The organism is Actinomyces viscosus (assembly GCF_900637975.1).
Classification (GTDB): domain Bacteria; phylum Actinomycetota; class Actinomycetes; order Actinomycetales; family Actinomycetaceae; genus Actinomyces; species Actinomyces viscosus.
On sequence record NZ_LR134477.1, the window covers coordinates 2,857,772 to 2,879,624 of the forward strand.

Sequence of the window (21,853 nt, forward strand, 5' to 3'; positions counted from 1 at the left end):
ACCGGCAACGACGCCACCCACACCCCACTCAACCAACCAATGAAAGATCGAGGTTAGTGTCCTGGGGGCTGTCGGGGTTGAGGACACTGGCTTCGTTTTAGGCGGCGTGGGCATGGGTGGCCTGGTGGGTGACGGTGGTACTACTTCAGGCGGAAGCCCAATCGGGTCTCGGTGTGGGCTACGGTCTCCTCCGTGGCGTGCACGTGCGGCAGGGCGTAGTCCCACAAACCGGTCCAGTCGACCTCCGTTCGCGCCTGGATGATCATCCACCCCCAGCCGATGTAGTCCGGCCACGTAAGCTCCTGCGCGCCCCAGTGAATGAGCAGTAGTAGTGATCTTGTTTAAGGCGTTCACTAAACAGGTTGGGTTTCAGGCCGAGTGTAAGCAGTTGATCCGCTGGCTTGGGGTGGGAGCGGAAAGGCCTTGTGGTGCTGGGGTCAAGTCGGTTGTCTCGACTTGGCCCCGGCACCACAAGGCTGACGGGGCTTGCTCCCCGGCTTTCAGCGGGTATCCGTGCTCCTGCGGGGGTGATTCGTTTCCCGGCAGGGAGTAGGCAGTGCCTCAGGCTGAAACTGCGTGGGAAGAGGTGCTGATGCGACGATCTACAGGTCGTCGCGGCGTGCGTGCTCGAAGACCGGTGGGCTGCCGGGGCGGTCGATGACGGCGTGAGGCACGCCGTCGGGCTTGGGTCCGAAGTCCCTTCGTAGACGTGCGATATCGAGTTTATTGAGCTCCATCATGGACAGGTAGTAGTCCAGGAAGTCGTCGTATCGCTCAATCACTTCGCCGCGTACCCAGGAGACGGTCCCCTCCGCCGGGGTGCCGGGCTTTCCCATGAGGGCAACGTCGATCGACTCCAGCGAGGCGGCCACGGGGAAGTGGTCCGCGGCGATGACACCATCAGCGGCCATGGCCTCGACACACTCCTCCAGCTCCAACTGGGTCTGGCCGGCCTCGTGCAGGTCACCACCCAGCAGGTCGGAGGTGGAGAAGATCGTCATGTCCTGGAAGAAGTAGGGCCAGCCGTTGGAGGCCAGGAGGAAGCCCCGGTAGGACTCCGGCAGACGGAAGCCCAGCTGGGCCTCGGTGCTGGCCACGGTCTCCTCCGTGGCGTGCACATGTGGTAGCGCGTAGTCCCACAGGCCCTTCCAGTCGGCCTCCATTCGCGCCTGGATGATCATCCACCCCCAGCCGATGTAGTCCGGCCACGTCCACCCCGGAACACCCCGACTCGCTCCGCTGGACGCGCCAGTGTTCGTATCAGACATGTCTCACTCCCATTCCCCGCGAAGGAATATTGTCGGTTTGAACCCTACAGGATAGCGCTTATTCTGTCCCCCCAGACTGGAGTTCACCTTGCGTGACATCGGCTGCCACTCGTGCGGCTCCGGGCCTCGCCCCCATCCGGTGTCAGGAACATGGCCGGCAACTTTGCCATCTCGATACAATTCGGGATGCCTCATCCTCTCTAGTTTAGCGGCGTACTTGGCTTCAGTCCCGAGCCTGGTTCCTGTCGTGGCGACTCTCCCGGTTGGCGACAGTGCGTCGGCTTCAAGTGCTCGGTTACAGCCGGCAACGTAATCGTCAACCTCTTTAATCTCAGCCGCTGTTGCGTTCTTAGGGGGATAGAAGACGACCGGCCCGCTCATTGGGTCGCTTCCGTCGCCGTCGCCCTTGGGTGGGGTGTCTTCGCCGCCACCGGCGGTCGGTTTGGAGGTGGGCTCAGGCGGGGATTTATCGAGTTTTACGCCGTATCGGCCTTCATAGTAACTCTTGTCGATGGGGGTTTGTGGTCCTTTGCCTACGTACACTCTGGGGTTCGCCTTGCCCATCTCATTGGCTTGGCGCATGGTGACATTTTGCCCTCCGGGGCCGGCAAGCACCGTTTGTTCTCCCAAGGGGTTTGTCGCGGCCTCGGTTGCTTCGTCAGCACTTTTGCCGTCCTTTGCCTTGGACTTGAACTTCTCTGCGACCCAGCTGAATAATTTCTTAGCCTTTTCCAGCAGTAGCTTGAGATTCTTGGACGATGTCACGACGTCGGTGACTTCCTTGGACAAGCGAGTGGCCCAGGAGGAGACTTCAGTGACGGCCGAGCTCACTGCCCAGGGGGCGGCCAAGCCTGCAGTGAGAACTCCGATCGTGACTTTGGAGGCGAGCTTGCCGACTACGTCAGCGATCGCGTCGCGCACCAGGTCGTGCACCATGCGCACAATCACCGAGGCCACCGTCAGCCCGCCCGAGATCGCGCCGGCCAGCTGGCCGGTCATGCGCAGGTGCGCGGCCGAGCCGGCCTGCAGGGACTTGAATGCCGCCACCGCCACGGATTCCTGACCAGCCAGACGACTGGAGCATACTCGGTCCAAGTCATCAGCACACAAACTCAACTCGGTGCCGATGTTCGTCCAAGTCGAGGCAGCCGCAGTCACCGCGTCACTGTCGCCGGTGAGCTCATTGAGCCAGTCCTTCAAGGGAGACAGGTGCTCAATGAGCCAACCCACTCCAGCAGACAGTGCCTCACCCGGAGGATCCATCACCGCCGCTGCCGTGTCAGCGACCGTAGACGCCGTCGCCAGACCACCAGAGACCCAACTGTTCGACTCGAACGCCTCCTTAAGGTCGGCGCCATCCTCCAGCAAGCGCGAGCCGGTCCAAATGTTCTCCGAGTCCTCCGCTTTGGCGACAAGATCGTTCCGCGTCCTGGATCGTGTTCCTGCCTCACGCGTGCTAGGCCTAGGCATTGTGTCTGTGTGTGTGCTAGGCCTGGGCATCGTGTCCGTTGTCATAGAGGCTTATTCATAGGGGTGTTTAGGGTGTTTTGTTGGTAATAGCGTGTCGCTAAGCAGGGTGGCGGCTTGCTCTTGAGAGAATCTTTGGTGCTTAAGCCAATCCAACCAAGAAGCAAACCGCCATGACGAATAGTATAGTGGAGTTTAAACGAGATTATTTTGTGAGTCGGTAGGGGAACTTGTTTGCCTGGATGAAGGTCTCGAATGCTTGTCGGGTTTGGGGGAATGTGGCTCTTTGGTGGTTGCTGATACTGTCCTTTGCTTCTTTCCAGACGTGCTCGATGGGGTTCTCGTCGGGGCTGTAGGCGGGTAGGTTGATCAGGTGGATCCTCTCGAGGTTCTTGATGGTCTTGAGGCTGTTTGTGAGCTTTGCTGAACGGTGCCAGGAGGCGTTGTCCCACACGATGACGATCTTCTTCTTGTCGGGGTGCTTCACGGTCAGGTCGATCAGGGCCTGGGTGATGGTGCCGGTGTCCTGCCAGTCGAGGGTCATCAAGTCGACGGTGCCGTCGGTCTCGTGCAGGAAGCCGATGTAGGACTGGGCCTGGCGGCGGCGGTCGACCTCCAGGCGGGCGGCGTCCCCCCGGCGGATCCACGCCCTGCGCACGATCGCCTCGTGCTCGATACGCACCTCGTCGGCGCACACCACCATCACCTCGGGATCGGACCACTTGCGGACGATCTCGGAACGGATCTGGCTCATGCGCTGGTCAACGTCCGCCTGGGGCGGGCGGCGCTGGTCAACGGTCTGGGGGCGGTGGAAGGACAGGCCCGCCATGTGCAGCAGGAACCGGTAGGAGGCGGCAGAGGCGTACTCCACCTCGAAGTGGTCGTAGACCCAGGCCGCCAGATGGGGCACGTCCCAGAACCCGATGGGCAGGCCCTGCTCCGACGGGGGCCGGGACAGTACCCCGGCCACCTCCTGGCGCTGGGTGGCGGTGAGCCTGGAGGCGTTGAGGTTGCCGGCGTGACCGGTGTGGATTGAGGCCAGGCGGTACCGGTTCCACTCCCGAGCCCAGCTGCGCACCGTCTCGGGCGTGCGCTCGACGACCTGGGCCACGACCGCGGTATCCACACCCTTGGACAGCAGCACGACCGCCTCGGACTTCAAACGCATCAACCTGTAAGGCGCCTGGTGCTTATAGCCCTGCAAAACAGTCCACTCATCATCACTAACCACGACCCTGTCCATCCCAGCATGATATTCCGCCCTCGACCCGAGAGCTCACACGAAACGCCGACAACACAAGAGACGACAACAAAAGAAGCCAGCACCAGCAGCCAAGCACCCCACGAGAAAGCGACACCCCCACATCGGACGCCCCACGAATACCCGATCACCAACCCAACAACAAAACCAGCAACACGAATCTTGTTTTAATCACACTATAGCACGAGAATCCCTCGGTGTGAGGTTGTGGGCCTGTGCGAGGCCATTTTCGCCGAGAACCCCGATCTGCCGGTCTTCGGGGCGAGGGCGCTGGGGCTGTTCCTGTGCGTGCGACTGACCCTGACCTACCTGCGCCACAACCTGCCCCAGGAGCTGCTCGCCGAGCTCTACGGCGTCTCCCAGGCCACCGTCTCCCGCGTCATCAGCACCTACACGCCCCTGATCGCCCAGGCCCTCCAAGCCTCTGTACCGACGGTGGAGGACCTGGACCCCACGGCCCAGCTGATCATCGACGGCACCCTGCTTCAGTGCTGGTCCTGGAAGGACCACCCCGAGCTGTACTCCGGTAAGCACAAGACTACGGGGCTGAACGTGCAGGTGGCCTGCACCCTGTCAGGAACCCTGGCCTGGATCTCCGACCCCCAGGACGGAAGGGTCCACGACACCCAGGCCCTGCGCCACTGCGGCCTGCTCGACGTACCGGCCACCGACCTACCCGACGGGACACCACCACCACGCCATGTCGGCGACAAGGGGTACATCGGGCTGGGCATGATCACCCCGAAAAGAAAACCCGCAAAACTTCCCCTCCACCCAGACGACAAGACCTACAACACCACCGTCAACCAGATCCGCTACAAGATCGAACGAGTCATCGCCAACATCAAGACCTGGAGAGTCCTGCACACCGGCTACAGAAGACCACCGGAAACCTTCCCGGAAACCATCTCCGCAGTCCTCGGACTCATATTCACCTACACCCCATGAATAATCCTCATAGTGTCGGGGCGTGATGCCCCGTCGCCAATCCGAGTGTCTGCCACTATCGCCCTCTCTCCTTACAAATGACCGATGAGACGCAGGCGCCACCATAGTCACTGTTTGATCACGTAGAGGCGAAGGCCGACTGTCAAGTAATTAACATGGCTTCGTTCGTGTAAGGGCTCGACACGGACGCGCAGGCCTGTTAAGGCGACTCATGCGGGTGCGGTCGCTCTCTACGGCCGGGCGGTGAGGACCGGGTTGTACAGGAGCCGGTTGGGCGCCGTCGGGCACTCCTCGCCCACGGCCATCGGCGCGATGAGCCGGTCGGCCCGCAGGTCCTCCAGGCGCGCCACCACTCGGTCACGCAGCGTCCACGGGTCAATGGTGTTGAGGTAGATCTTCGTGCCGCCCTCGAAACCGGCCAGGGTGGAGACCCGCCACTTGAGCGTGATGTGCCAGGGCATGGGCTGGTCCACGTCGAGCGGCTTGTGGTGCCACTCCTCGTTGCTGGGCACGTCCGCGCCCGTGGCCGCGTGCAGGGCGTGCACCAGGTCGGCGACGGCGTCGACCTCCTCGCGGCTCATGAGCCACGGCTCGGGCATGGCCGACGTCGAGTACACCTCCAGCGTCGGGTAGCGGTGCCCGAACCCGGCGAAGGCCACCGCGTGGTCGTTGCTCGCCACCAGCAGGCCCTGGTAGGCGGCGTAGTCCACCGCCATCTCGTTGTACAGGTTGGGGTTGGCCCGCACCTTCTGCAGCTCCAGCTGACTGGTCACGCCGCGTTCGTCGATGCCCACCAGCTGCTTGTGCAGGTGGTCGAAGCTCGCCCCGGCCGGCCGCAGCCAGTTCTGGAAGACGGCCACGTAGCGCACCCACCGGTTGGCCTCGTACAGGCTGTGCATCGCGTGGATCGCCAGGTGCGTGTAGGCGCGGTGCTCGGCCACGCTCAGCGTCCCCGAACCGGCCAGGCCCGTGGTGTCGAGAGCGTCGTCGGTGAAGTGGCGCCGGCCGATGATGACGTCGTGCCCCCCGGCGAAGAAGGCCGCCAGGAAGGTGCGGCGGTCCCGCTCGCTCATGGTGTCCCAGGAGGCCGGGTCCGCGCCCGCGGCCGCCAGCTTGGTGCGCGCCACCCGCTCCACGTGCTCGACGCCGGCCGGGTCAGCCAGGTAGGTCTCCATGCGTTCGCGGGCGGCGTCAGGGATCTCGTAGCCGTGGTTGATGTGCCAGTAGTCGAAGGAGAGGATCTCGAAGAGGTTGGGCACCCGCCGGAACTCGGCCACCGTGTCGAACAGGGCGGAGGCGGCGACGGCGTCGAGGCGCTCAAAACCGCCGTCGGCCCCGCGCACGATGCGTGCCTTCTCCGGGGGCGTATCCAGGTAGCGCGCCGCGCAGAAGGCGCAGCTGTGGGTGCGGTCGGCCTCCTCCAGCGGGCGGACCTCCGCCACCGGGTGCGAGATGGGGCGGTTGGCGCGGCCCGGCACGGTCCACACCTCGGTGCCGGTGAAGGGGCTGATCTGCTTGACCGTCCCGTCGGCCAGGCGCGTGAGTGGTTCGGCGGAGGGGGCGTAAGGCATGAGCATGCCCCCATTGTGGCGCGTTGCGGCGCGCCAGGTCGTGTTGCGAGCCTGCCAGGCGCTGTGGACGCGCCTCAGTTCTCGCGGACGGCCCCGTGGGATCAGCTGTCGGGGCCTCAGGTGTGTCCGCGACGAGTCGAGTGCCGCACCTCGTCTACATAGGAATGAGTTCGACGTACCGACGGTCCTGTGGCTCGAGCGCCTGGACCATGCGCCCGTCCATAGTGGCCAGAACAGCATCGTGACGGGCAGCGAGATCCACCAGGTGCAAGTCGGTCACCTGCTTGGGGCCTTTCAGTCCCGAAAAGCTGATGGAGGGTGCGGCGAGTGGGGCGTCGTCGACGAGGAACACGTGGTCATCAAGCGATGTCAGCTCACCGAGTGCGGAGGTCACCTCAAGGACCGCGATCTCGAATCCGGTGACTCGAGGATTCATGAGTAGGCGCAGGTAGGCTGCTTGAGTGACGGGGCACGTTGCCCATCGGCCTACGTCATCGAACCAGCTGGTCACGACCTCATGATGAGCGTGGTTCGGTAAGGACAACGCCACCAGAACGTTGACATCGAGCAGGCGCAGGCGATCAGTGGTCGCCATCTCGGTACTGTTCGATGAGCTCCGGTGTCACCACATGCGCCTTTCGGCTATCGGGCGGGAAGAACAGTGGGATCCCGTGCTTGCTGGTGCGTGACCCGTGAGAGATCCCCTGCAGCGCGAGATCGGAGACGGCGCGCCCGAGCGAAACCCCTTCGCGGCGAGCGCGCTCGCGGGCCAGGGACAGGACCTGGTCATCGATCTCAAGTGTGGTCCTCATGCGACCATGATCGCATCAGCGCATCACGTCATCAAGGACTCGTGCACTCCAACGAGCACGATGCGGAATCGCGGGTCCTCTGTAGTTGCCTGCGACCCACTGGTGCCGGGGTAGTCTCTCTGACTCGTGCACCGGGCTCGGCCCACGGCGTGCCCCGGACTGCCCGCACTCGACCGAAGAGAGGAGACGACATGGCTCTGACTGGTCTGGCCGAGGTCTTCACCTCCCTGCTGCTCATCGTGGCGGTGGCCTTCATGGCGCCGCTGGTCTCCTGGACCGTCCCCAAGCGGCTCGTGCCCGAGGTTGTCCTCCTCATCCTCGGCGGGATGGTTATCGGCCCCCACGGGCTGGCACTGGCCGGGGAGGGGCCCTCCATCGAGCTGCTGCGCGAGCTCGGCGTCGCCTTCCTCTTCCTCATGGCCGGCTACGAGATCGACGTCAACGAGCTGCGCGGCGCCGGCGGGCGCCACGCCGCCATCGCCTGGATGCTCTCGCTGGGGCTGGCCTTCGGGGCCGTGACGGCTATCGGGGTGACCGGCGGCGCGCTGTCCGCTAACGGGATCGCCATCGCCATCGCGATGACCTCGACGGCGATCGGCACGATCCTGCCGATCCTGCGTGACCGCGGCCTGCTGCCCACCGCGGTGGGAGCCGCGATCCTCAACCACGGCGCCGTCGGCGAGGTGGGCCCGATCCTGCTCATGGCGCTGCTGCTGGGCTCGCGCTCGACCTGGGTGAGCCTGGCGATCCTGGCCGCCTTCCTCATCATCACCCTGCTCATCGTCCGCTTCACCAGTCGCGTCAAGCGCGTGGGGCGCCGCCTGGTCGAGGCCATCCACCTGGGTGCCTCGACGACGGCGCAGACCACCATCCGCGCCACCGTCCTGCTCCTGGTGGGGCTGTGCGCGATCGCCACCGTCTTCGACCTCGACGTCATCCTGGGGGCCTTCGCGGCCGGATTCGTCCTGCGCCACGTCCTGCCCGAGGGTGACGCCCAGTTCGAGGAGAAGCTCGACGGCCTCGCCTACGGGTTCTTCGTCCCGATCTTCTTCGTCACCTCCGGCATGGGCATCGACATGAGCCTGAGCGCCGGGGACGTGGTCAACCTGCTGGCCTTCTTCGTGCTGCTGGTGCTCGTGCGGGGAGTGCCGGTGTGGCTGGCCTCCCGCGTGGAGCGGCGCCGGGACGGCTCGCGCGCCTACTCGATGCGCCAGAGCCTCCAGATCGCGGTCTACTCGACGACGGCGCTGCCCATCATCGTGGCCGTCACCCAGGTGGCGGTCAGTGCCGAGGCCATGTCGACCTCCTTCGCCTCCACACTCGTGCTGGCCGGGGTGCTCTCGGTGCTCGTCCTACCGGCGGCGGGGCTGGCGCTGGGGCACAGGAGCGACCATGTTCCGGCCAACGAGGTGATGCGCGTGGTTCAGGGACCCGCCGCACCCGACGGGCGCACCCCCGAGGAGGCCACCGTCCCGGCCGGCGAGCACGTCTCGGAGCCGCGGCGGCCGGCGTCGCCGCCCAGCGGCATCAGGCTGCCGGCGGGCGAGCGTACCCCGGCGGGAGGGGTGAGGCGGCCGGCGCAGCCCGACCTGGTGGGCCTGCCCGACCTGCGCGAGCGGGCAGCCCCCGCCGCCGCGCGCCTGGCCGACCTGGGACTGCACGCCCGAGGGCTGTCGGTGGAGGAGTCGCACCGCCTGGCCGCCCGCCTGGCCCAGATCGAGCAGGACCACGCCCTGTGGCGCGAGCGCTGGCACCACCTGCGTCGGCGCGGCGGCACGTCCCGGGCCGCCCGACGCCGCCGGCCCCGCGGCGAGTGACCCCTCGCCTTCTTCTCCTCCGCCGAGCCGGGCACTTCTCGCGTAGCCGGGCAGAATTTCTGTGGGGCTACGCGAAAAATGCCCGGCTCGGCGGTGTCTCGAGGACGTCCCCGGCTGCGAGCAGACGGGAGCACTGACGGGGACGCGGACTACGACTGCCGGCCGAGCATCTGCGCGACCATGTCCTCCATCGACGCCTGGACCGGTCGGTAACGGGTGCCCAGCTCGTGGCGGCTCCGGGAGGCGTCGCAGCGGACCGTGTAGCCCACGTTGCGCCGCACGTAGCCGCGAGTCACCCCGAGCCGGGGCGCCATGGCCAGCATCACCGGCCGAGGCAGGGCGCGCCGCGGCAACGGGAGCATCCGCCCGAAGCGTGGCAGCAGGGTGCCGGCCAGCGCCAGTAGATCGGTGTCCTGGGCGGAGGCGATGTAGCGGCCGTGGGCCTCGGGCAGGAAGGCGGCAGCGATATGCGCCTGGGCCACCTCACGCACGTCGACGACGCTGATTCCCAGGCGTGGAGCGGAGCCCCGAGGCGGGCGGTGCCGTCGATCATCATCCGCACGGTATTGAAGCTCTCGCTGGTCGGCGTGCTTCCCAGCGCCGGTCCGACGATCATGGCCGGGTTGATGGTCACCAGGTCCCACCGCTCCTGATCGGCGGCAAGCCGCCACGCCTCCTTCTCCGCGAGCGTCTTGGAGTAGGGGTAGGGCTGGTGGTCCACGGAGGAGGTCGTGTTCCAGCAGGTCTCGGTCAGGATGCGACCGGGGTAGCCCTCAAGGTCGGCGGCGTCGCCCAGCATCGCCACGATCGAGCTGGTGAGGACCACACGCGTGACCGACGGCGTGCGCTCCACGCCGGCCAGCACGTTGCGGGTTCCCTCCAGGGCCGGCTCGATGAGCTCCTGCTGTGGGTTGTTCGTCGAGTGGAGGATGGGTGAGGCCGTGTGGATGACCACCGCGCTGCCCTTCATGGCCTCGTCGTAGGAGCCGGGCTGGAGCAGGTCGCCGGCGAAGAGGTGCAGGGTGCCCGGGGCCTGCTCGGCCATGCGGTGCAGGTGGGCGACCTTGGCTCCTGCCTGCGGGTCACGGACGGCGGCGTGGACGGTGAGGCCGGCGTCGAGCAGCCCCTTGGTGACCCAGCTGCCCAGGTAGCCGGTCGCGCCGGTGACCATGACAGGGCTGCTCGTGTCGATCGGGATGCCGCTCAGGTCGATGGTGGAGTCGAAGCCGTTGGTGGGGCTGCCGGTGGGGTTCTCAGTGGCTTTTGCTGCGGAGGAACTCATGGACGCAGCATGGTGACTCGGAGAAACGAAGTCAAGTAGTTTCGTTATTGGTGGGTACGATCTCCCCATGAGTCCAGTGAGTTCACGAGGCTCCGAGGCCCGGCGCGCTCCGGGGCGCCCGGTCGACGCCGCTCTGGGGCCGGCGATCATGCTGGCCGTGCGCGACCTCCTGGCGGAGAACGGTTACGCCGCGCTGACGACGGCGGCCGTGGCCCGGCGTGCGGGCGTGTCCACGGCCACTCTTTACCGTCGGTGGCCCACCAAGCGAGACCTCGTCCTGGCCTCGGCCAGACGAATGATCGAGACCGGTGCGGCCGGTGAGGCCGAGCCCCCCGATGCGGCCGTGGCCGACCGCTTCGACACCGGTTCCCTGCGTGGGGACCTGGAGGCCTTCATCGCCCACAAGAACCAGGCGCTGTCGCAGGCCACCGGCCGGGCTCTGCTGGCCCTCCTGGGCGAGCTGCCGCGGGACCCGGAGTTCGAGGAGCTGCTGCACGGAGAGCTTCTCACTGCCACGCGCATCCACCTGGAGCAGATTCGGGACCGGGCGCAGGCGCGCGGTGAGAGCACGTCCGGTCTGGACTCCCACGCCGGGGCCCAGCTGGTCCTGGGGGCGGTCCTCGCCGGGATCGCCTTCTCGGCCGGCGCTGGCGGGAAGGGACCGCTGTCCGACGTCGAGCAGGGCCTGCTGCTGCGGGCCCTCGGCGGTGGCTGACTGCTCCCTGCGGCCGGGGACATGTCACGCGTACGGGGACCTTTTCCTGCGGCCGGGGACGTTCGACGCCGTCGGCCCCGCGGCGAGTGACCCCTCGTCTTCTTCTCCTCTGCCGAGCCGGGCATTTTTCGCGTAGCCGGGCAGAATTTCTGTGGGGCTACGCGAAAAATGCCCGGCTCGGCGGTGTCTCGAGGACGTCCCCGGTCGTGCGCAGGGCGGGGTCAGGCGGTCGAACCGGCTCCTTGCGATGGCGACCGGGCGCCGGGCCGTCAGCTGGTGGACACCGCCGCTGTGCTCGTGGCCGCGATGATGGCCGACGTCGTGGCGTCCACGGCCCGCTGCACCGCGCGCCCCACGGGGCTCGCCCCCGCGATCTCCTTGATCCTGCGCTTGAGCTCGCCGCGGCTGAGCCCGGTCTCCTGCTGCGGCAGGACGACCGGCGCGACGTGCAGCGCCTGGAGGATCGACAGCAGGGCGACGTCGGACCCGGTGGGCGGCTGCACCCCGCGCAGGGCGCCGTCGATGCGCTCGCGCACCTGCCGCTCGGGAACCGGGTCCAGCGTGGGGTAGGTCGGGCTGAACGAGCCGAACAGCCCGCCGGTGTGGATGCGCACGACCCCGGCGGCCTCCAGGGAGGCGGCGATGTGGCGGGTGGGGTCGAGCTTGCCCCACGAGACCAGGGAGGAGAAGCGCTTGCCGTCCTTGGCGGGCAGGACCGTCAGCGCCCAGTCCAGCACGGGGTGCCCGGTGGGGCCGGAGTTGATGATGTAGACGCGGGGGCTGCGCTCCTCGGTCAGGGAGATGCGGCCGGCCAGCAGCAGGTCGGTCAGCAGCGCGCCGGTGAGCCCGTAGCTCGGGTAGGTCATGCGGCTCTCGGGCTTTCCGGAGTCCTTGGTCAGCAGGAGGAAGAGTTCTTCGCAGATCAGCATCGCATTCATGGATCCAGTACATCGCGCCGTGGCTGGACTGTGATCCCTCGCACGGGCGAGATCCGGATCCGGGCCGGGTCCTCCCTGAGGGGGAGACGCTGGGACCGTCGGTTGGAGTGTGCGGCCGGTCTGCGCCCGCTCTGTGCCAGGTCTGTGCCCGATCCGCACCCGGTCGCTCGCCGGTGCGGAGCCGGTCCGCTTTCGCGCTGGGCGTTCGACTACGTGCGGGCGGCGCCCGATCGTGTCGTACCCGGCCCGTAACCTGGGAGCATGGCGCGGGACGTACGGCATGACGACTGGCCGGTGGAGCTCACTGATGACCGGATCATCAACAGGGTCGGCCACCGGGCCTTCCTGCGCGGCCTGGACTACGCGCGCAAGGGCCGGGTCCGGGGCGTCGGCGTCGCCGCGGGCGGAGACATCATCAGCGCCCAGATCAAGGGCTCGGGCGCGCGCACCTACCAGACCATGGTCTTCCGCTCGGCCAGCAGCGGCCCTCGGCGCCCGGCCTGGACCGACAGCTGCTCGTGCCCGGTGGGCTCCAGCTGCAAGCACGTGGCCGCCCTCCTCATCACGGTGCGCGCCCTGGCCAAGGAGGAGCCCGACGGCGATGCTGCCGTCCCGCGTTCCACCTGGGAGGGCCAGCTCGCCGGCCTGCTGCAGGTGGAGCGTGCGCCGCGCCGTCGGATGGCCCTGGAGATCGTCGACGATCCCGGCAGCATGTGGGGCACCCCGCCCGGCCCGTCCATGCTGCCGCTCATCGAGGGCAAGCGCGGCTGGAACCGGCAGGGCGCCTCCTGGAGCCAGGTCGCCTCCGGGGGACTCGACGACGAGGTCGACCCCGACGTCATCAGCGTCCTGCGCGAGCTGGCCGGCATGGCCGACGGCTTCGGCTTCTACTACGCCGATGACCGAGTCTCCCTGGTGTCCGCCCCCGCCCGCGTCTGGGAGGTGCTGCGCCGCGGGATCGCGGCCGGCCTGACCCTCACCACCGCCCAGCGCCACGGCCAGCCCGTCTACCTCGCCGAGGGGCTGCGCGGCGGCGTCCACCTCATCCGGGACGACGACGGAGGCGTCGTCGTCACCCCCGCCTTGGAGATCGACAACGTCGAGGAGATCAACCGCCTGCAGGTTCCCGGGCTGGAGCTCAACCTGGCCCTCATGCCGCTGGGCGACCCCGTCCACGGCTTCTACACGTGGATGCCCGGGCGCGAGCTGCTGCTCATGCCGATCGAGCCCCGCCCCACCGAGGCCCTCTCACGGGTGCTGCGGGGCGAGGGCGACTCGATCGTCATCCCGGCCCAGGACGTCGGGCGCTTTGAGAACGAGCACCTTGAGGCCCTCACCCGCGCCCTGCCGGTCCTGTCCGCGGACGCCTCCATCCGCATGCCCCGGCCCACAACGCCGCGCGCCGCGCTCGCGGTCCACGTCGACGCCGACGAGCACCACCTGACCACCGAGTGGATGATCCGTTACGTCTGCGAGGACGGCGAGGTCCGCCACGCTCACGGCGTCGGGGACCTCGCCGCGGCCGCCGAGGGGCGCATCGAGGGCGAGCTCGCCGGCCGGGACGCCGAGGGGGAGACCCGGCTGGCCCGCGAGATCCTCAACCATCTGCTGCCCCTGGCTGGCCAGCACCCGGCCGTGTGGCGCCCCCTGGACCTGCGCGGCATGGACACGGCCCGCTTCATGACGCAGACGCTGCCGGTCCTGCGGGAGATGGAGGCCTTCGACGTCGAGGTCGACGACGATGTCCCCGCCTACCGCGAGGCCGCCGACGCCCCGGTCATCACCACCTCCGTGGACGACGACGAGGACCGCCCTGACTGGTTCTCCCTGTCCGTGCGCGTCCACGTGGGCGACGAGGAGATTCCCATCAGTCGGCTCATGGCGGCCCTGGCCGTCGGCGAGCGGGAGGTGCTCCTGGAGTCGGGCACGTGGGTGAGCATCGACCGGCCCGAGATCGAGGCCCTGGCCCGTCTCATGGAGGAGGGGCGCGAGCTGGCCGACCCCGAGGCCCACGGCACCCTACGGGTCAGCGCCCTGCACGCCGGCTACTACGAGGTCCTGGAGTCCCTCGGCGTCATCGAGCGGGCCACGGCCCGCTGGAAGGAGAGGGTCGGGCGGCTGCTGGAGCGGGCGCGCGCCGCCGAGGCCGCGGCCGAGCACGCTGATGGGTCGGCCGCCGGGACCGACGACGCCGGCCCCGGCGAGACGGCCGGTGAGGTGGCCGTGCCCGAGGGGATGCGGGCGAGGTTGCGCCCCTATCAGCTCGAGGGCTACCGCTGGCTGGACTTCCTGCGCCAGGCGGGGCTGGGCGGGGTCCTGGCCGACGACATGGGACTGGGCAAGACCGTCCAGGTGCTGGCCGCCGTCCAGCGGCTCGTCGAGGAGCGGGAGCGCGCCGGTCACGGGGCGGGGGCCGGCGTCGGGAACGACGTCGGCTCTGACGGGGCAGGGGCGGATGACCCCGGTGACGTTGCCGAGGCCGACGCTGCGGGCGCCACCGGCAGTGCTGATGGAGCCGACGGAGCCGACGAGTCCGAGGAGTCCCGCGGGGGCGGCGAGGTGTCCGCGGCCGACGAGCCGGCCGGGACGGGACCGGTGCTCGTCATCGCACCGACCTCCGTCGTCGGCTCCTGGGTGGAGCAGGCCGAGCGGTTCTGCCCGGGGCTACGGGTGCGGGCGGTCACGCGCACCGCCGCCAAGCGCGAGGAGTCCCTGGATCAGATCGCGGCGGGCTGCGACGTCGTCGTCACCTCCTACACGATCGCGCGCCTGTGCGAGGAGGAGTTCATCGCGCAGGACTGGGCCTGGGTGGTGTGCGACGAGGCCCAGTTCGTCAAGAACCACACCTCCGCCACCTACAAGGCCGTGCGGCAGCTGCGGGCGCCGTCGACCATCGCGATCACCGGCACACCACTGGAGAACTCGCTCATGGACCTGTGGGCGCTCATGAGCATCGCGGCGCCGGGGCTGCTGCCCGATCCTGAGCGCTTCGGACAGGTCTACCGCAAGCCGATCGACCGCGGGGACGCCGAGGCGCTGGGGCGGCTGCGGCGCCGGATGCGGCCCTTCCTGCTGCGGCGCACCAAGGAGCAGGTGGCCGCGGACCTGCCGGCCAAGACCGAGCAGGTGCTCAGCGTCGAGCTGGGCGCCAAGCACCGCAAGGCCTACGACCAGCGCCTGGCGCGCGAGCGCCAGAGGATCCTCGGGCTGCTGGAGGAGGACACGGCGCAGTCGCGCTTCATCGCGCTCAAGGCACTCACCACCCTGCGGCAGATGGCCCTCGACCCGGCGCTCGTCGACGGCGGGGACGAGGCTGCGGCCGGGGACGCCGAGGTTGCGGGCCAGGCGGTCGGTGGCAGCGGCGGCTCCGCGAAGAAACCGGCCCGCGGTGGGAAAGGCGCGAAGGGCAAAACGGGCGCGAAGGGCAAGGCGTCCGCCGCGCTCTCTGGGTCTGGTGCGGGGCAGCGCAGGCCCGGTCGGCGGCCGAGCCCGTCGGCCAAGGTCGAGGTGCTGCTGGAGCACCTGGGACCCATCGTCTCCGAGGGGCACCGGGCCCTCATCTTCTCCCAGTTCACGCGCTACCTCTCGGGCGTGCGCGAGCACCTGGAGGCCGCCGGGGTGCGGACCGCCTACATGGATGGCGCCACCTCCAACCGCCAGGAGGTCATCGACGCCTTCCGGGCCGGCGAGGCCGACGTCTTCCTCATCTCGCTCAAGGCCGGCGGTTTCGGGCTCACGCTCACCGAGGCCGACTACGTGTTCCTGCTGGACCCGTGGTGGAACCCGCAGGCCGAGGAGCAGGCCGTCGACCGCACCCACCGGATCGGCCAGGACAAGCCGGTCCTGGTCTACCGGCTCGTCTCGGCCGACACGATCGAGGAGAAGGTCATGGCCCTCAAGGAGAAGAAGGCCGAGCTCTTCGCCCGGGTCGTCGAGGGGGCGAGCGACGTCGAGGCCGGCGTCACCGGTGCCGAGGGCGCGGCCGGCACGGATGGTGCAGCCGGCGTACGCGGCACCGGCGGCCTCAGCCCGGCGGCTCTGACCCCCGCCGAGATCCGCGAGCTTATCGAGGGCTGAGCGCCGTCGGGTGCGTCATTCTCCGGGCGGGGACATTCGACGCCGTCGGGGACAGACATCCTGCACCCGCACGTGCAGGATGTCCCCGGCCGGACGGAGATGTCCTCGGCCGCGCAGGATGTCCCCGCCCGGTGAGGCACCCGCGCGGCTCGGCGGATCGGCTGAGGCGTGGGCGGGCCCCGGTTCCACAGGCCCGGAACTGCAGGTGGTCTCCACAGGGCTGAGAAGCCCCCGAGCGCGGGCGTGCGGGGCGGACTGATTCTGGTGGGGCGGGCACGGCGCCCGCTGGGGAGCAGCAGCGCGCTGGTCCCCACCAACCAGAGGAGAACCACCATGAGGAGACCCACCAGGACCACCTTGCGCGCTCTGCGCACCAGCGTGATGCTGGCCCGACCGGGCGACCCGGCGGCGCTGCCGGCCGTTCTGCGGCGACTGGCGTCCAGGGAGGAGGGCATGGCCACCGCCGAGTACGCCATCGGAACCCTGGCGGCCGCGGCCTTCGCCGGACTGCTGCTGGCGCTCATGCGCTCGGGCAGCCTGAGCGGCGCCCTGCAGTCCATCATCGAGTCGGCGCTCTCGGTGTGATGTGCGGCGTCATCGCAGCGGGTGGGCGCGCTCGCCCCCGAGTGGCCCGGGTGCCCGGCGGTGGCCGACGTCGCCGCCCGGGCCCCGCTTCCCGCAGGCCCTCCGGCCGAGCGGGACCGTCCCCGTCTCCCGGTCTCCGCGCCCACCGGGACCGTGAACCCGGTGACGGGCCTGGCGGGCCCGGAGACTCAGGCGAGCAGGGGATGGTGACGGCCGAGACGGCGCTGTCGCTGCCCGCCGTCGTCCTCGTGCTCCTCATCGTCCTGGCGGCCGTCAGCGCCGGCGTCACCCAGCTGCGGGTGGCCGACGCCGCCCGCACGGCCGCCCGCCAGGCCGCCATCGGCCAGGACGACTACACCGGAGCCGCCCAGCGCGTGGCCGGCGGGGTGAGCCTGGGCGTCGAGCAGGGCGAGCTCACCTGCGTCACCGCCGCCCGGCCCGTACCCGGGCCCCTGGGCGGGCTGGGCCTGACGGCGCGCGCCCGCGCCTGCGTCTACACCGAACCGAGCAGCCCATGAACCGCCCGGGAGACCGAACCCGACGGGTGGAGTCGGCGGCTTGCTGCCCAGGGCCACGGGTCTGCGTGGCATGCGCGCTCGCGGTCTTCGCCCGGGCGGCCGGGCGACTGGCCCGCCAACGGGCTGGGAGACCGATTCTGCGGCCGGTGCTGTGGCTGGTTCGGCAGCTGGCTCTGCAGCTCCCTCGGGAGCCCGGTCCCCGGCGGGACGAGCGCGGCTCGGGGACGGTCTATGCCCTGGGAGTCATCGCGGTGCTCCTGGCCGCGGCGGTCGGCATCGCGGGCCTCATCCAGGCCCAGACCGCCACCGGCCGGGCGCGCGCCGCCGCCGACCTCTCAGCCGTCTCCGGTGCCACGGTCCTGTCCTCGGTCATTGCTCCGGGCGATCCCTGCGCCATGGCCGGACGCGTCGCCGCCGCCAACGGCGCCTCGATGAGCGCCTGCTCCGTGGCCGGCGAGGACGTCACCGTCAGCGTCGTCGTCCCGACGACGATTCTTGGTCTGCCCCGACAGGCCACCGCCCAGGCCCGTGCCGGCCCCGTCGACGCCCCTCCCGGCCCATGATCAGACCGGGTACCGGCGTATCGGCCCCTGAGGTGAGGCGTCGGGATGCTCGGGGGCCCACCGACGCACTCTGGGTATCGCAGCCTGTCTCCGCGACGGTTCTGTGATGTCTCATGGCATCTGAGCGTTTCGGATGTCATGACATCTGAGACGGGGGTGGGGCGGGTTGCCTGGCCGCGTCTCAGTCCTCGACGGCGACCGTGGCTCCGCCCGTGAATTGGGCGGCGTGGAGGTGGGCGTAGGTGCCGTTGGCGGTGATGAGCTGGTTGTGGGTGCCCTGCTCGACGATGTCGCCGTGCTCCATGACCAGAATCGTGTCGGCGTCACGGATCGTGGACAGGCGGTGGGCGATGATGAAGCTCGTGCGGCCCTCGCGCAGCGCGTTCATGGCCTGCTGGACCAGCAGCTCGGTGCGAGTGTCCACCGAGCTGGTGGCCTCATCCAGGATGAGTACGGCCGGGTTGGTCACGAAGGCCCGTGCGATCGTGAGCAGCTGACGCTCGCCGGCGGAGATGTTGGCGGCGTCCTCCTCCAGCACCGTGTCATACCCCTGCGGCAGGGCCCTGATGATGTGGTCGACGAAGCATGCCCTGGCCGCGGCCTCGACCTCCTCGTCACTGGCTCCGGGGCGTCCGTAGCGGATGTTCTCACGGATCGTGCCGGCGAACAGCCATGGGTCCTGGAGCACCATTCCGGTGCGCCGCCGTACCTCCTGGCGGGGCATGCGGGCTATGTCACGCCCGTCGAGCAGGATGCGACCACCATCGATCTCGTAGAAGCGCATGAGCAAGTTGACCAGGGTGGTCTTACCCGCCCCCGTGGGCCCTACGATCGCGACCGTGTGGCCGGGGTCGACCCGCAGCGACAGGTCGCGGATGAGCTCGGTGTCGGGGCTGTAGGAGAAGCGCACGTGCTCCATCTCGATGACCCCCGGGCCCGTCAGGCCGTTACCCGCCGCGGCGATAGCGTCGGTGGTGCCCGTAGTGCCTGCGGTCTGCGGGGCGTCGTCGTCGGGGGAGTCCTCCTCGGCATCGAGCAGCTCGAAGACCCGCTCGGCGCTGGCGGTGCCCGACTGGACTGCTGTGGCCATGCCGCCCAGCTCCCCCAGGGGCTGGGAGAACTGCTGGGAGTACTGGATAAAGGCCTGCACATCCCCCAGGCGCAGGGAGCCGGAGGCCACCATCGCCCCGCCCACCACGGCGATCGCCACATAGGACAGGTTCCCGATGACCAGCATGATCGGCATCATCACGCCCGAGAGGAACTGGGCCCTCAGGGCCGCGCGGTAGAGCTCCTCGTTCTCGGCGGCGAAGGCCTCACGCGCGGCCTGGGTGCGCCCGTAGACCTGCACGAGGGCGTGCCCGGAGAAGGACTCCTCGACCCGGGTGTTGATCTTGCCGGTGCGGGCCCACTGGGTGGTGAAGGCCTTCTGCGAGCGCGGCCCGATCACCCCGAAGACCAGCCCCATGAGCGGGAAGATGAGCAGCGCCACCAGCGCCAGGCGCCAGGAGATGGAGAACATCATCCCCAGGACGCCCACGACCGTGAGGATCGAGGTCAGGGCACCGGACAGGGACTGCTGGAGGGTGTTGGTGATGTTGTCGACGTCGTTGGTCACCCGGCTGAGCAGCTCACCGCGCTGCATCTGGTCGAAGTATCTCAGCGGCAGGCGGTGGATCTTGTCCTCCACGGCGGTGCGCAACCGGTAGACCGCCTTCATGGTGATGCGGTTGAGCAGGAAGCCCTGGAGCCACATGAGGAAGGCGGAGACCAGGTAGAGGGCCAGCACGAGCCCGAGGACCTGGCCCAGGCGGGTGAAGTCGATGCCCGCCCCCGGGTTGAGGTCCATGGCGTCGAGCATGGTGGCGAAGTCGTCCATGCCCCGCGCCCGCAGGCCCTCGATGGCCTGCTCCTTGGTGGTGCCCTCGGGCAGCATGGAGGAGATGACGCCCTCGAAGATGATGTTCGTGGCGCTTCCCAGCACCTTGGGGGCGGCCACGGACAGTACGACGCCGAGCACGGAGGTCACCGCGATGACGACCAGGGTCCCCCGGTAGGCGCCCAGGAGCCCCACCATGCGGGTGAATGAGGGCCAGAAGGCGGTGGGCTTGCCCGGGGGCGGGCCGGAGGTCCAGTCGTCACTGGCGGCCTGGGCCTCGGCTGCGAGCCTGAGGTCCTCCTCGCTCAAGGCGGGGTCCTGGAGCGGGCCCTGGTCCGGCTTCCCGGTGGGTGCCTCGGGGGTCGTAGAGACCCCACTGCGGTCCTTCTTCTCGACGGCGCTCATGCTGCTGCCTCCGCTCCGAGCTGGGAGGTGACGATCTCGCGGTAGACCGGGGAAGAGGCCAGCAGCTCGCTGTGCGTGCCGCGGCCCACCAGGCGGCCCGCGTCCAGGACGAGGATCTGGTCGGCCTGGATGATGGTGGATACGCGCTGGGCCACCACCACCTTGGTGACCCCCTCGGTGGCCGGTCCCAGGGCCGCGCGCAGGCGCGCATCAGTGGCCACGTCCAGGGCCGAGAAGGAGTCGTCGAAGATGAGGATCTCGGGCTGGCGCACCAGAGCCCGGGCGATCGCCAGGCGCTGGCGCTGCCCCCCGGAGACATTTGTACCGCCCTGGGTGATAGGGGCCTCCAGGCCACCGTCCATGGCGGCCACGAAGTCCTTGGCCTGGGCCACCTCCAGGGCCTCCCACAGCTCGGCATCGGTGGCCTCCTCCCGCCCCAGCCGCAGGTTGGAGGCCACGGTTCCGGCGAAGAGGAAGGGCTTCTGAGGCACCAGGCCCAGCTGGGCCCACAGGGCCTCGGGCTCGGTGGCGCGCACATCGGTGCCCCCGATGAGCACCTGACCCTCAGTGGCGTCAAGCAACCGTGTCAGCAGGGTGACCACCGTGGACTTGCCCGAGCCGGTGGAGCCCACGATCGCCGTCGTCGAACCGCGCGGGATCGTGAAGCTGAGGTCCTCCAGGACACTCGCCTCGGCGTCGGGGTAGGAGAAGGAGACCCCGCGCAGCTCCACAGTCCCGGGGTCGGGGAAGTCGCTGACGGGCCGATCGGTCACGGTCAGGGACGGATCGGTGGCCAGGACCTCACTGATGCGCTCGGCGCACACCGAGGCGCGCGGGATGAGGATGGTCATGAAGCTGGCCATGAGGATGCCCATGAGGATCTGCATGAGGTAGGCCATGAAGGCGATGAGCACTCCCACCTCCACCGTGCCGTCGCCCACCTGGTGGCCGCCGAACCAGATGACCCCCACGATGGTCACGTCCAGCAGGAGCATGACCAGGGGGAAGAGCAGCACGAAGAGACGGCCCACGCGCTCACCCACCCAGGCGATGTCGTGGTTGGCGCTCCGGAAGCGCTCGACCTCGGTCTGCTCGCGCACGAAGGCGCGCACCACGCGGATGCCGGTCAGCTGCTCGCGCAGGACCCGGTTGATGGCATCGAGCCGGTCCTGGTAGGAGCGGAACAGGGGCACCATCCGGCGCACGATGAGGCCCACGGCGATGAGCAGCGTGGGTACTGAGACGGCGATGAGCCAGGCTAGGCTCGGGGCCTTGGTGACCGCCATGATGATCCCGCCCACCGCCATCACCGGTGCGGTCACCAGCATGGTGCAGCTCATCATCACCAGCATCTGGACCTGCTGGACGTCATTGGTGTTGCGGGTGATGAGGGAGCCCGCCCCGAAGGCGGAGATCTCCCGCTCGGAGAAGCCGCTGACCCGGTCGAACACCTCCCCGCGCAGGTCACGGCCCATGCTCATCGCCGCCCGCGCCGCGAGATAGGTGGCCACCACCGTGCACAGGCCCTGGCCGATGCTCACCGCCAGCATGAACGCGCCCGTGCGCCAGATGTAGCCGGTGTCCCCGGTGGCCACACCCCTGTCGATGATGTCGGCGTTGAGGGTGGGAAGGTACAGCGAGGCCATCACCTGAACAAACTGAAGCACCAGGACGCACAGCAGCAGACCCGCATAAGGACGCAGGTGCTTGCGCAGTAGTCGAACGAGCATGGTGCGAACATAGCAGT

General features: G+C 68.8%; 18 protein-coding genes. 7 read left to right on the forward strand and 11 right to left on the reverse strand.

Annotated features, from left to right (window positions below):
• Positions 1–602 precede the first annotated feature (602 nt).
• The 3 genes from EL340_RS12140 to EL340_RS12150 all read right to left on the reverse strand — a co-directional run bounded on the left by EL340_RS12140 (position 603) and on the right by EL340_RS12150 (position 3,903).
• A complete protein-coding gene (locus EL340_RS12140; RefSeq protein ID WP_126414783.1) occupies positions 603–1,268 on the reverse strand; it encodes an SMI1/KNR4 family protein in 666 nt (221 codons plus the stop codon).
• Between the two features lie 3 nt (positions 1,269–1,271).
• Positions 1,272–2,636 (reverse strand): hypothetical protein, encoded by a 1,365-nt coding sequence (locus EL340_RS12145; RefSeq protein ID WP_232023062.1) that lies wholly within the window; start codon positions 2,634–2,636, stop codon positions 1,272–1,274.
• A 304-nt stretch (positions 2,637–2,940) separates the two neighbouring features.
• On the reverse strand, positions 2,941–3,903 hold the full coding sequence (locus tag EL340_RS12150; RefSeq protein WP_232022928.1) for an IS630 family transposase: 963 nt from the start codon (positions 3,901–3,903) through the stop codon (positions 2,941–2,943).
• 300 nt (positions 3,904–4,203) lie between these two features.
• On the opposite strand from EL340_RS12150, the gene EL340_RS12155 reads away from it, so the two are divergent.
• Complete coding sequence (locus tag EL340_RS12155) at positions 4,204–4,944, forward strand: transposase family protein (protein ID WP_126414785.1); 741 nt, start codon at positions 4,204–4,206, stop codon at positions 4,942–4,944.
• 230 nt (positions 4,945–5,174) lie between these two features.
• Here the strand turns inward: EL340_RS12155 and EL340_RS12160 are convergent, their stop codons facing one another.
• From EL340_RS12160 to EL340_RS12170, 3 genes are all read right to left on the reverse strand, one after another.
• Positions 5,175–6,521: a DUF4921 family protein gene (locus EL340_RS12160; RefSeq protein ID WP_126414786.1), complete on the reverse strand. Its 1,347-nt coding sequence runs from the start codon at positions 6,519–6,521 to the stop codon at positions 5,175–5,177.
• A 148-nt stretch (positions 6,522–6,669) separates the two neighbouring features.
• The gene (locus EL340_RS12165) at positions 6,670–7,110 is read right to left on the reverse strand and encodes a TA system VapC family ribonuclease toxin (protein ID WP_126414788.1); all 441 of its coding nucleotides are present in this window, start codon (positions 7,108–7,110) and stop codon (positions 6,670–6,672) included.
• Entirely contained in the window at positions 7,097–7,327 is a 231-nt protein-coding gene (locus EL340_RS12170) for a DUF2191 domain-containing protein (RefSeq protein WP_126414790.1), read from the reverse strand. The genes EL340_RS12165 and EL340_RS12170 overlap by 14 nt, the downstream gene beginning before the upstream one ends.
• A gap of 191 nt (positions 7,328–7,518) precedes the next feature.
• Here EL340_RS12170 and EL340_RS12175 point away from each other — a divergent pair, with 191 nt between their 5' ends.
• A complete protein-coding gene (locus EL340_RS12175; protein WP_232023063.1) occupies positions 7,519–9,144 on the forward strand; it encodes a cation:proton antiporter in 1,626 nt (541 codons plus the stop codon).
• Between the two features lie 149 nt (positions 9,145–9,293).
• On the opposite strand, the gene EL340_RS15565 is transcribed toward EL340_RS12175, so the two are convergent.
• Positions 9,294–9,470 (reverse strand): hypothetical protein, encoded by a 177-nt coding sequence (locus EL340_RS15565; protein WP_232023064.1) that lies wholly within the window; start codon positions 9,468–9,470, stop codon positions 9,294–9,296.
• The gene (locus tag EL340_RS12180; RefSeq protein ID WP_232023065.1) at positions 9,467–10,426 is read right to left on the reverse strand and encodes an NAD-dependent epimerase/dehydratase family protein; all 960 of its coding nucleotides are present in this window, start codon (positions 10,424–10,426) and stop codon (positions 9,467–9,469) included. Before EL340_RS12180 ends, EL340_RS15565 begins: the two co-directional genes overlap by 4 nt.
• A gap of 67 nt (positions 10,427–10,493) precedes the next feature.
• On the opposite strand from EL340_RS12180, the gene EL340_RS12185 reads away from it, so the two are divergent.
• Positions 10,494–11,141: a TetR/AcrR family transcriptional regulator gene (locus EL340_RS12185; RefSeq protein WP_232023066.1), complete on the forward strand. Its 648-nt coding sequence runs from the start codon at positions 10,494–10,496 to the stop codon at positions 11,139–11,141.
• A gap of 269 nt (positions 11,142–11,410) precedes the next feature.
• Here EL340_RS12185 and EL340_RS12190 read toward each other — a convergent pair whose 3' ends face one another.
• Positions 11,411–12,070, reverse strand: coding sequence for a GOLPH3/VPS74 family protein (locus EL340_RS12190; protein ID WP_126415486.1), 660 nt, complete (start codon positions 12,068–12,070; stop codon positions 11,411–11,413).
• 270 nt (positions 12,071–12,340) lie between these two features.
• Here EL340_RS12190 and EL340_RS12195 point away from each other — a divergent pair, with 270 nt between their 5' ends.
• The 4 genes from EL340_RS12195 (at position 12,341) to EL340_RS12215 (ending at position 17,822) form a co-directional block, all read left to right on the forward strand.
• Complete coding sequence (locus EL340_RS12195) at positions 12,341–16,156, forward strand: DEAD/DEAH box helicase (protein WP_126414792.1); 3,816 nt, start codon at positions 12,341–12,343, stop codon at positions 16,154–16,156.
• Positions 16,157–16,489: 333 nt separating this feature from the next.
• Positions 16,490–16,741 (forward strand): DUF4244 domain-containing protein, encoded by a 252-nt coding sequence (locus tag EL340_RS12200; RefSeq protein ID WP_126414794.1) that lies wholly within the window; start codon positions 16,490–16,492, stop codon positions 16,739–16,741.
• A 203-nt stretch (positions 16,742–16,944) separates the two neighbouring features.
• Complete coding sequence (locus EL340_RS12210; RefSeq protein ID WP_126414797.1) at positions 16,945–17,259, forward strand: TadE family type IV pilus minor pilin; 315 nt, start codon at positions 16,945–16,947, stop codon at positions 17,257–17,259.
• A gap of 149 nt (positions 17,260–17,408) precedes the next feature.
• Positions 17,409–17,822 carry an Rv3654c family TadE-like protein gene (locus EL340_RS12215; protein WP_232023315.1) on the forward strand — a complete coding sequence of 138 codons (414 nt, stop codon included), beginning with the start codon at positions 17,409–17,411 and terminating at the stop codon, positions 17,820–17,822.
• 181 nt (positions 17,823–18,003) lie between these two features.
• On the opposite strand, the gene EL340_RS12220 is transcribed toward EL340_RS12215, so the two are convergent.
• Positions 18,004–20,106, reverse strand: coding sequence for an ABC transporter ATP-binding protein (locus EL340_RS12220; RefSeq protein WP_126414799.1), 2,103 nt, complete (start codon positions 20,104–20,106; stop codon positions 18,004–18,006).
• Complete coding sequence (locus EL340_RS12225; protein WP_126414801.1) at positions 20,103–21,836, reverse strand: ABC transporter ATP-binding protein; 1,734 nt, start codon at positions 21,834–21,836, stop codon at positions 20,103–20,105. The genes EL340_RS12220 and EL340_RS12225 overlap by 4 nt, the downstream gene beginning before the upstream one ends.
• Between the last annotated feature and the right edge of the window lie 17 nt (positions 21,837–21,853).

Coding starts and splice junctions, on each gene's coding strand:
- EL340_RS12140 (WP_126414783.1), bottom strand. CDS start 1,268: ATGTCTGATACGAACACTGGCGCGTCCAGCGGAGCGAGTCGGGGTGTT.
- EL340_RS12150 (WP_232022928.1), bottom strand. CDS start 3,903: ATGCGTTTGAAGTCCGAGGCGGTCGTGCTGCTGTCCAAGGGTGTGGAT.
- EL340_RS12160 (WP_126414786.1), bottom strand. CDS start 6,521: ATGCTCATGCCTTACGCCCCCTCCGCCGAACCACTCACGCGCCTGGCC.
- EL340_RS12165 (WP_126414788.1), bottom strand. CDS start 7,110: ATGGCGACCACTGATCGCCTGCGCCTGCTCGATGTCAACGTTCTGGTG.
- EL340_RS12170 (WP_126414790.1), bottom strand. CDS start 7,327: ATGAGGACCACACTTGAGATCGATGACCAGGTCCTGTCCCTGGCCCGC.
- EL340_RS12175 (WP_232023063.1), top strand. CDS start 7,519: ATGGCTCTGACTGGTCTGGCCGAGGTCTTCACCTCCCTGCTGCTCATC.
- EL340_RS12180 (WP_232023065.1), bottom strand. CDS start 10,426: ATGAGTTCCTCCGCAGCAAAAGCCACTGAGAACCCCACCGGCAGCCCC.
- EL340_RS12185 (WP_232023066.1), top strand. CDS start 10,494: ATGAGTCCAGTGAGTTCACGAGGCTCCGAGGCCCGGCGCGCTCCGGGG.
- EL340_RS12190 (WP_126415486.1), bottom strand. CDS start 12,070: ATGCTGATCTGCGAAGAACTCTTCCTCCTGCTGACCAAGGACTCCGGA.
- EL340_RS12195 (WP_126414792.1), top strand. CDS start 12,341: ATGGCGCGGGACGTACGGCATGACGACTGGCCGGTGGAGCTCACTGAT.
- EL340_RS12200 (WP_126414794.1), top strand. CDS start 16,490: ATGAGGAGACCCACCAGGACCACCTTGCGCGCTCTGCGCACCAGCGTG.
- EL340_RS12210 (WP_126414797.1), top strand. CDS start 16,945: ATGGTGACGGCCGAGACGGCGCTGTCGCTGCCCGCCGTCGTCCTCGTG.
- EL340_RS12220 (WP_126414799.1), bottom strand. CDS start 20,106: ATGAGCGCCGTCGAGAAGAAGGACCGCAGTGGGGTCTCTACGACCCCC.
- EL340_RS12225 (WP_126414801.1), bottom strand. CDS start 21,836: ATGCTCGTTCGACTACTGCGCAAGCACCTGCGTCCTTATGCGGGTCTG.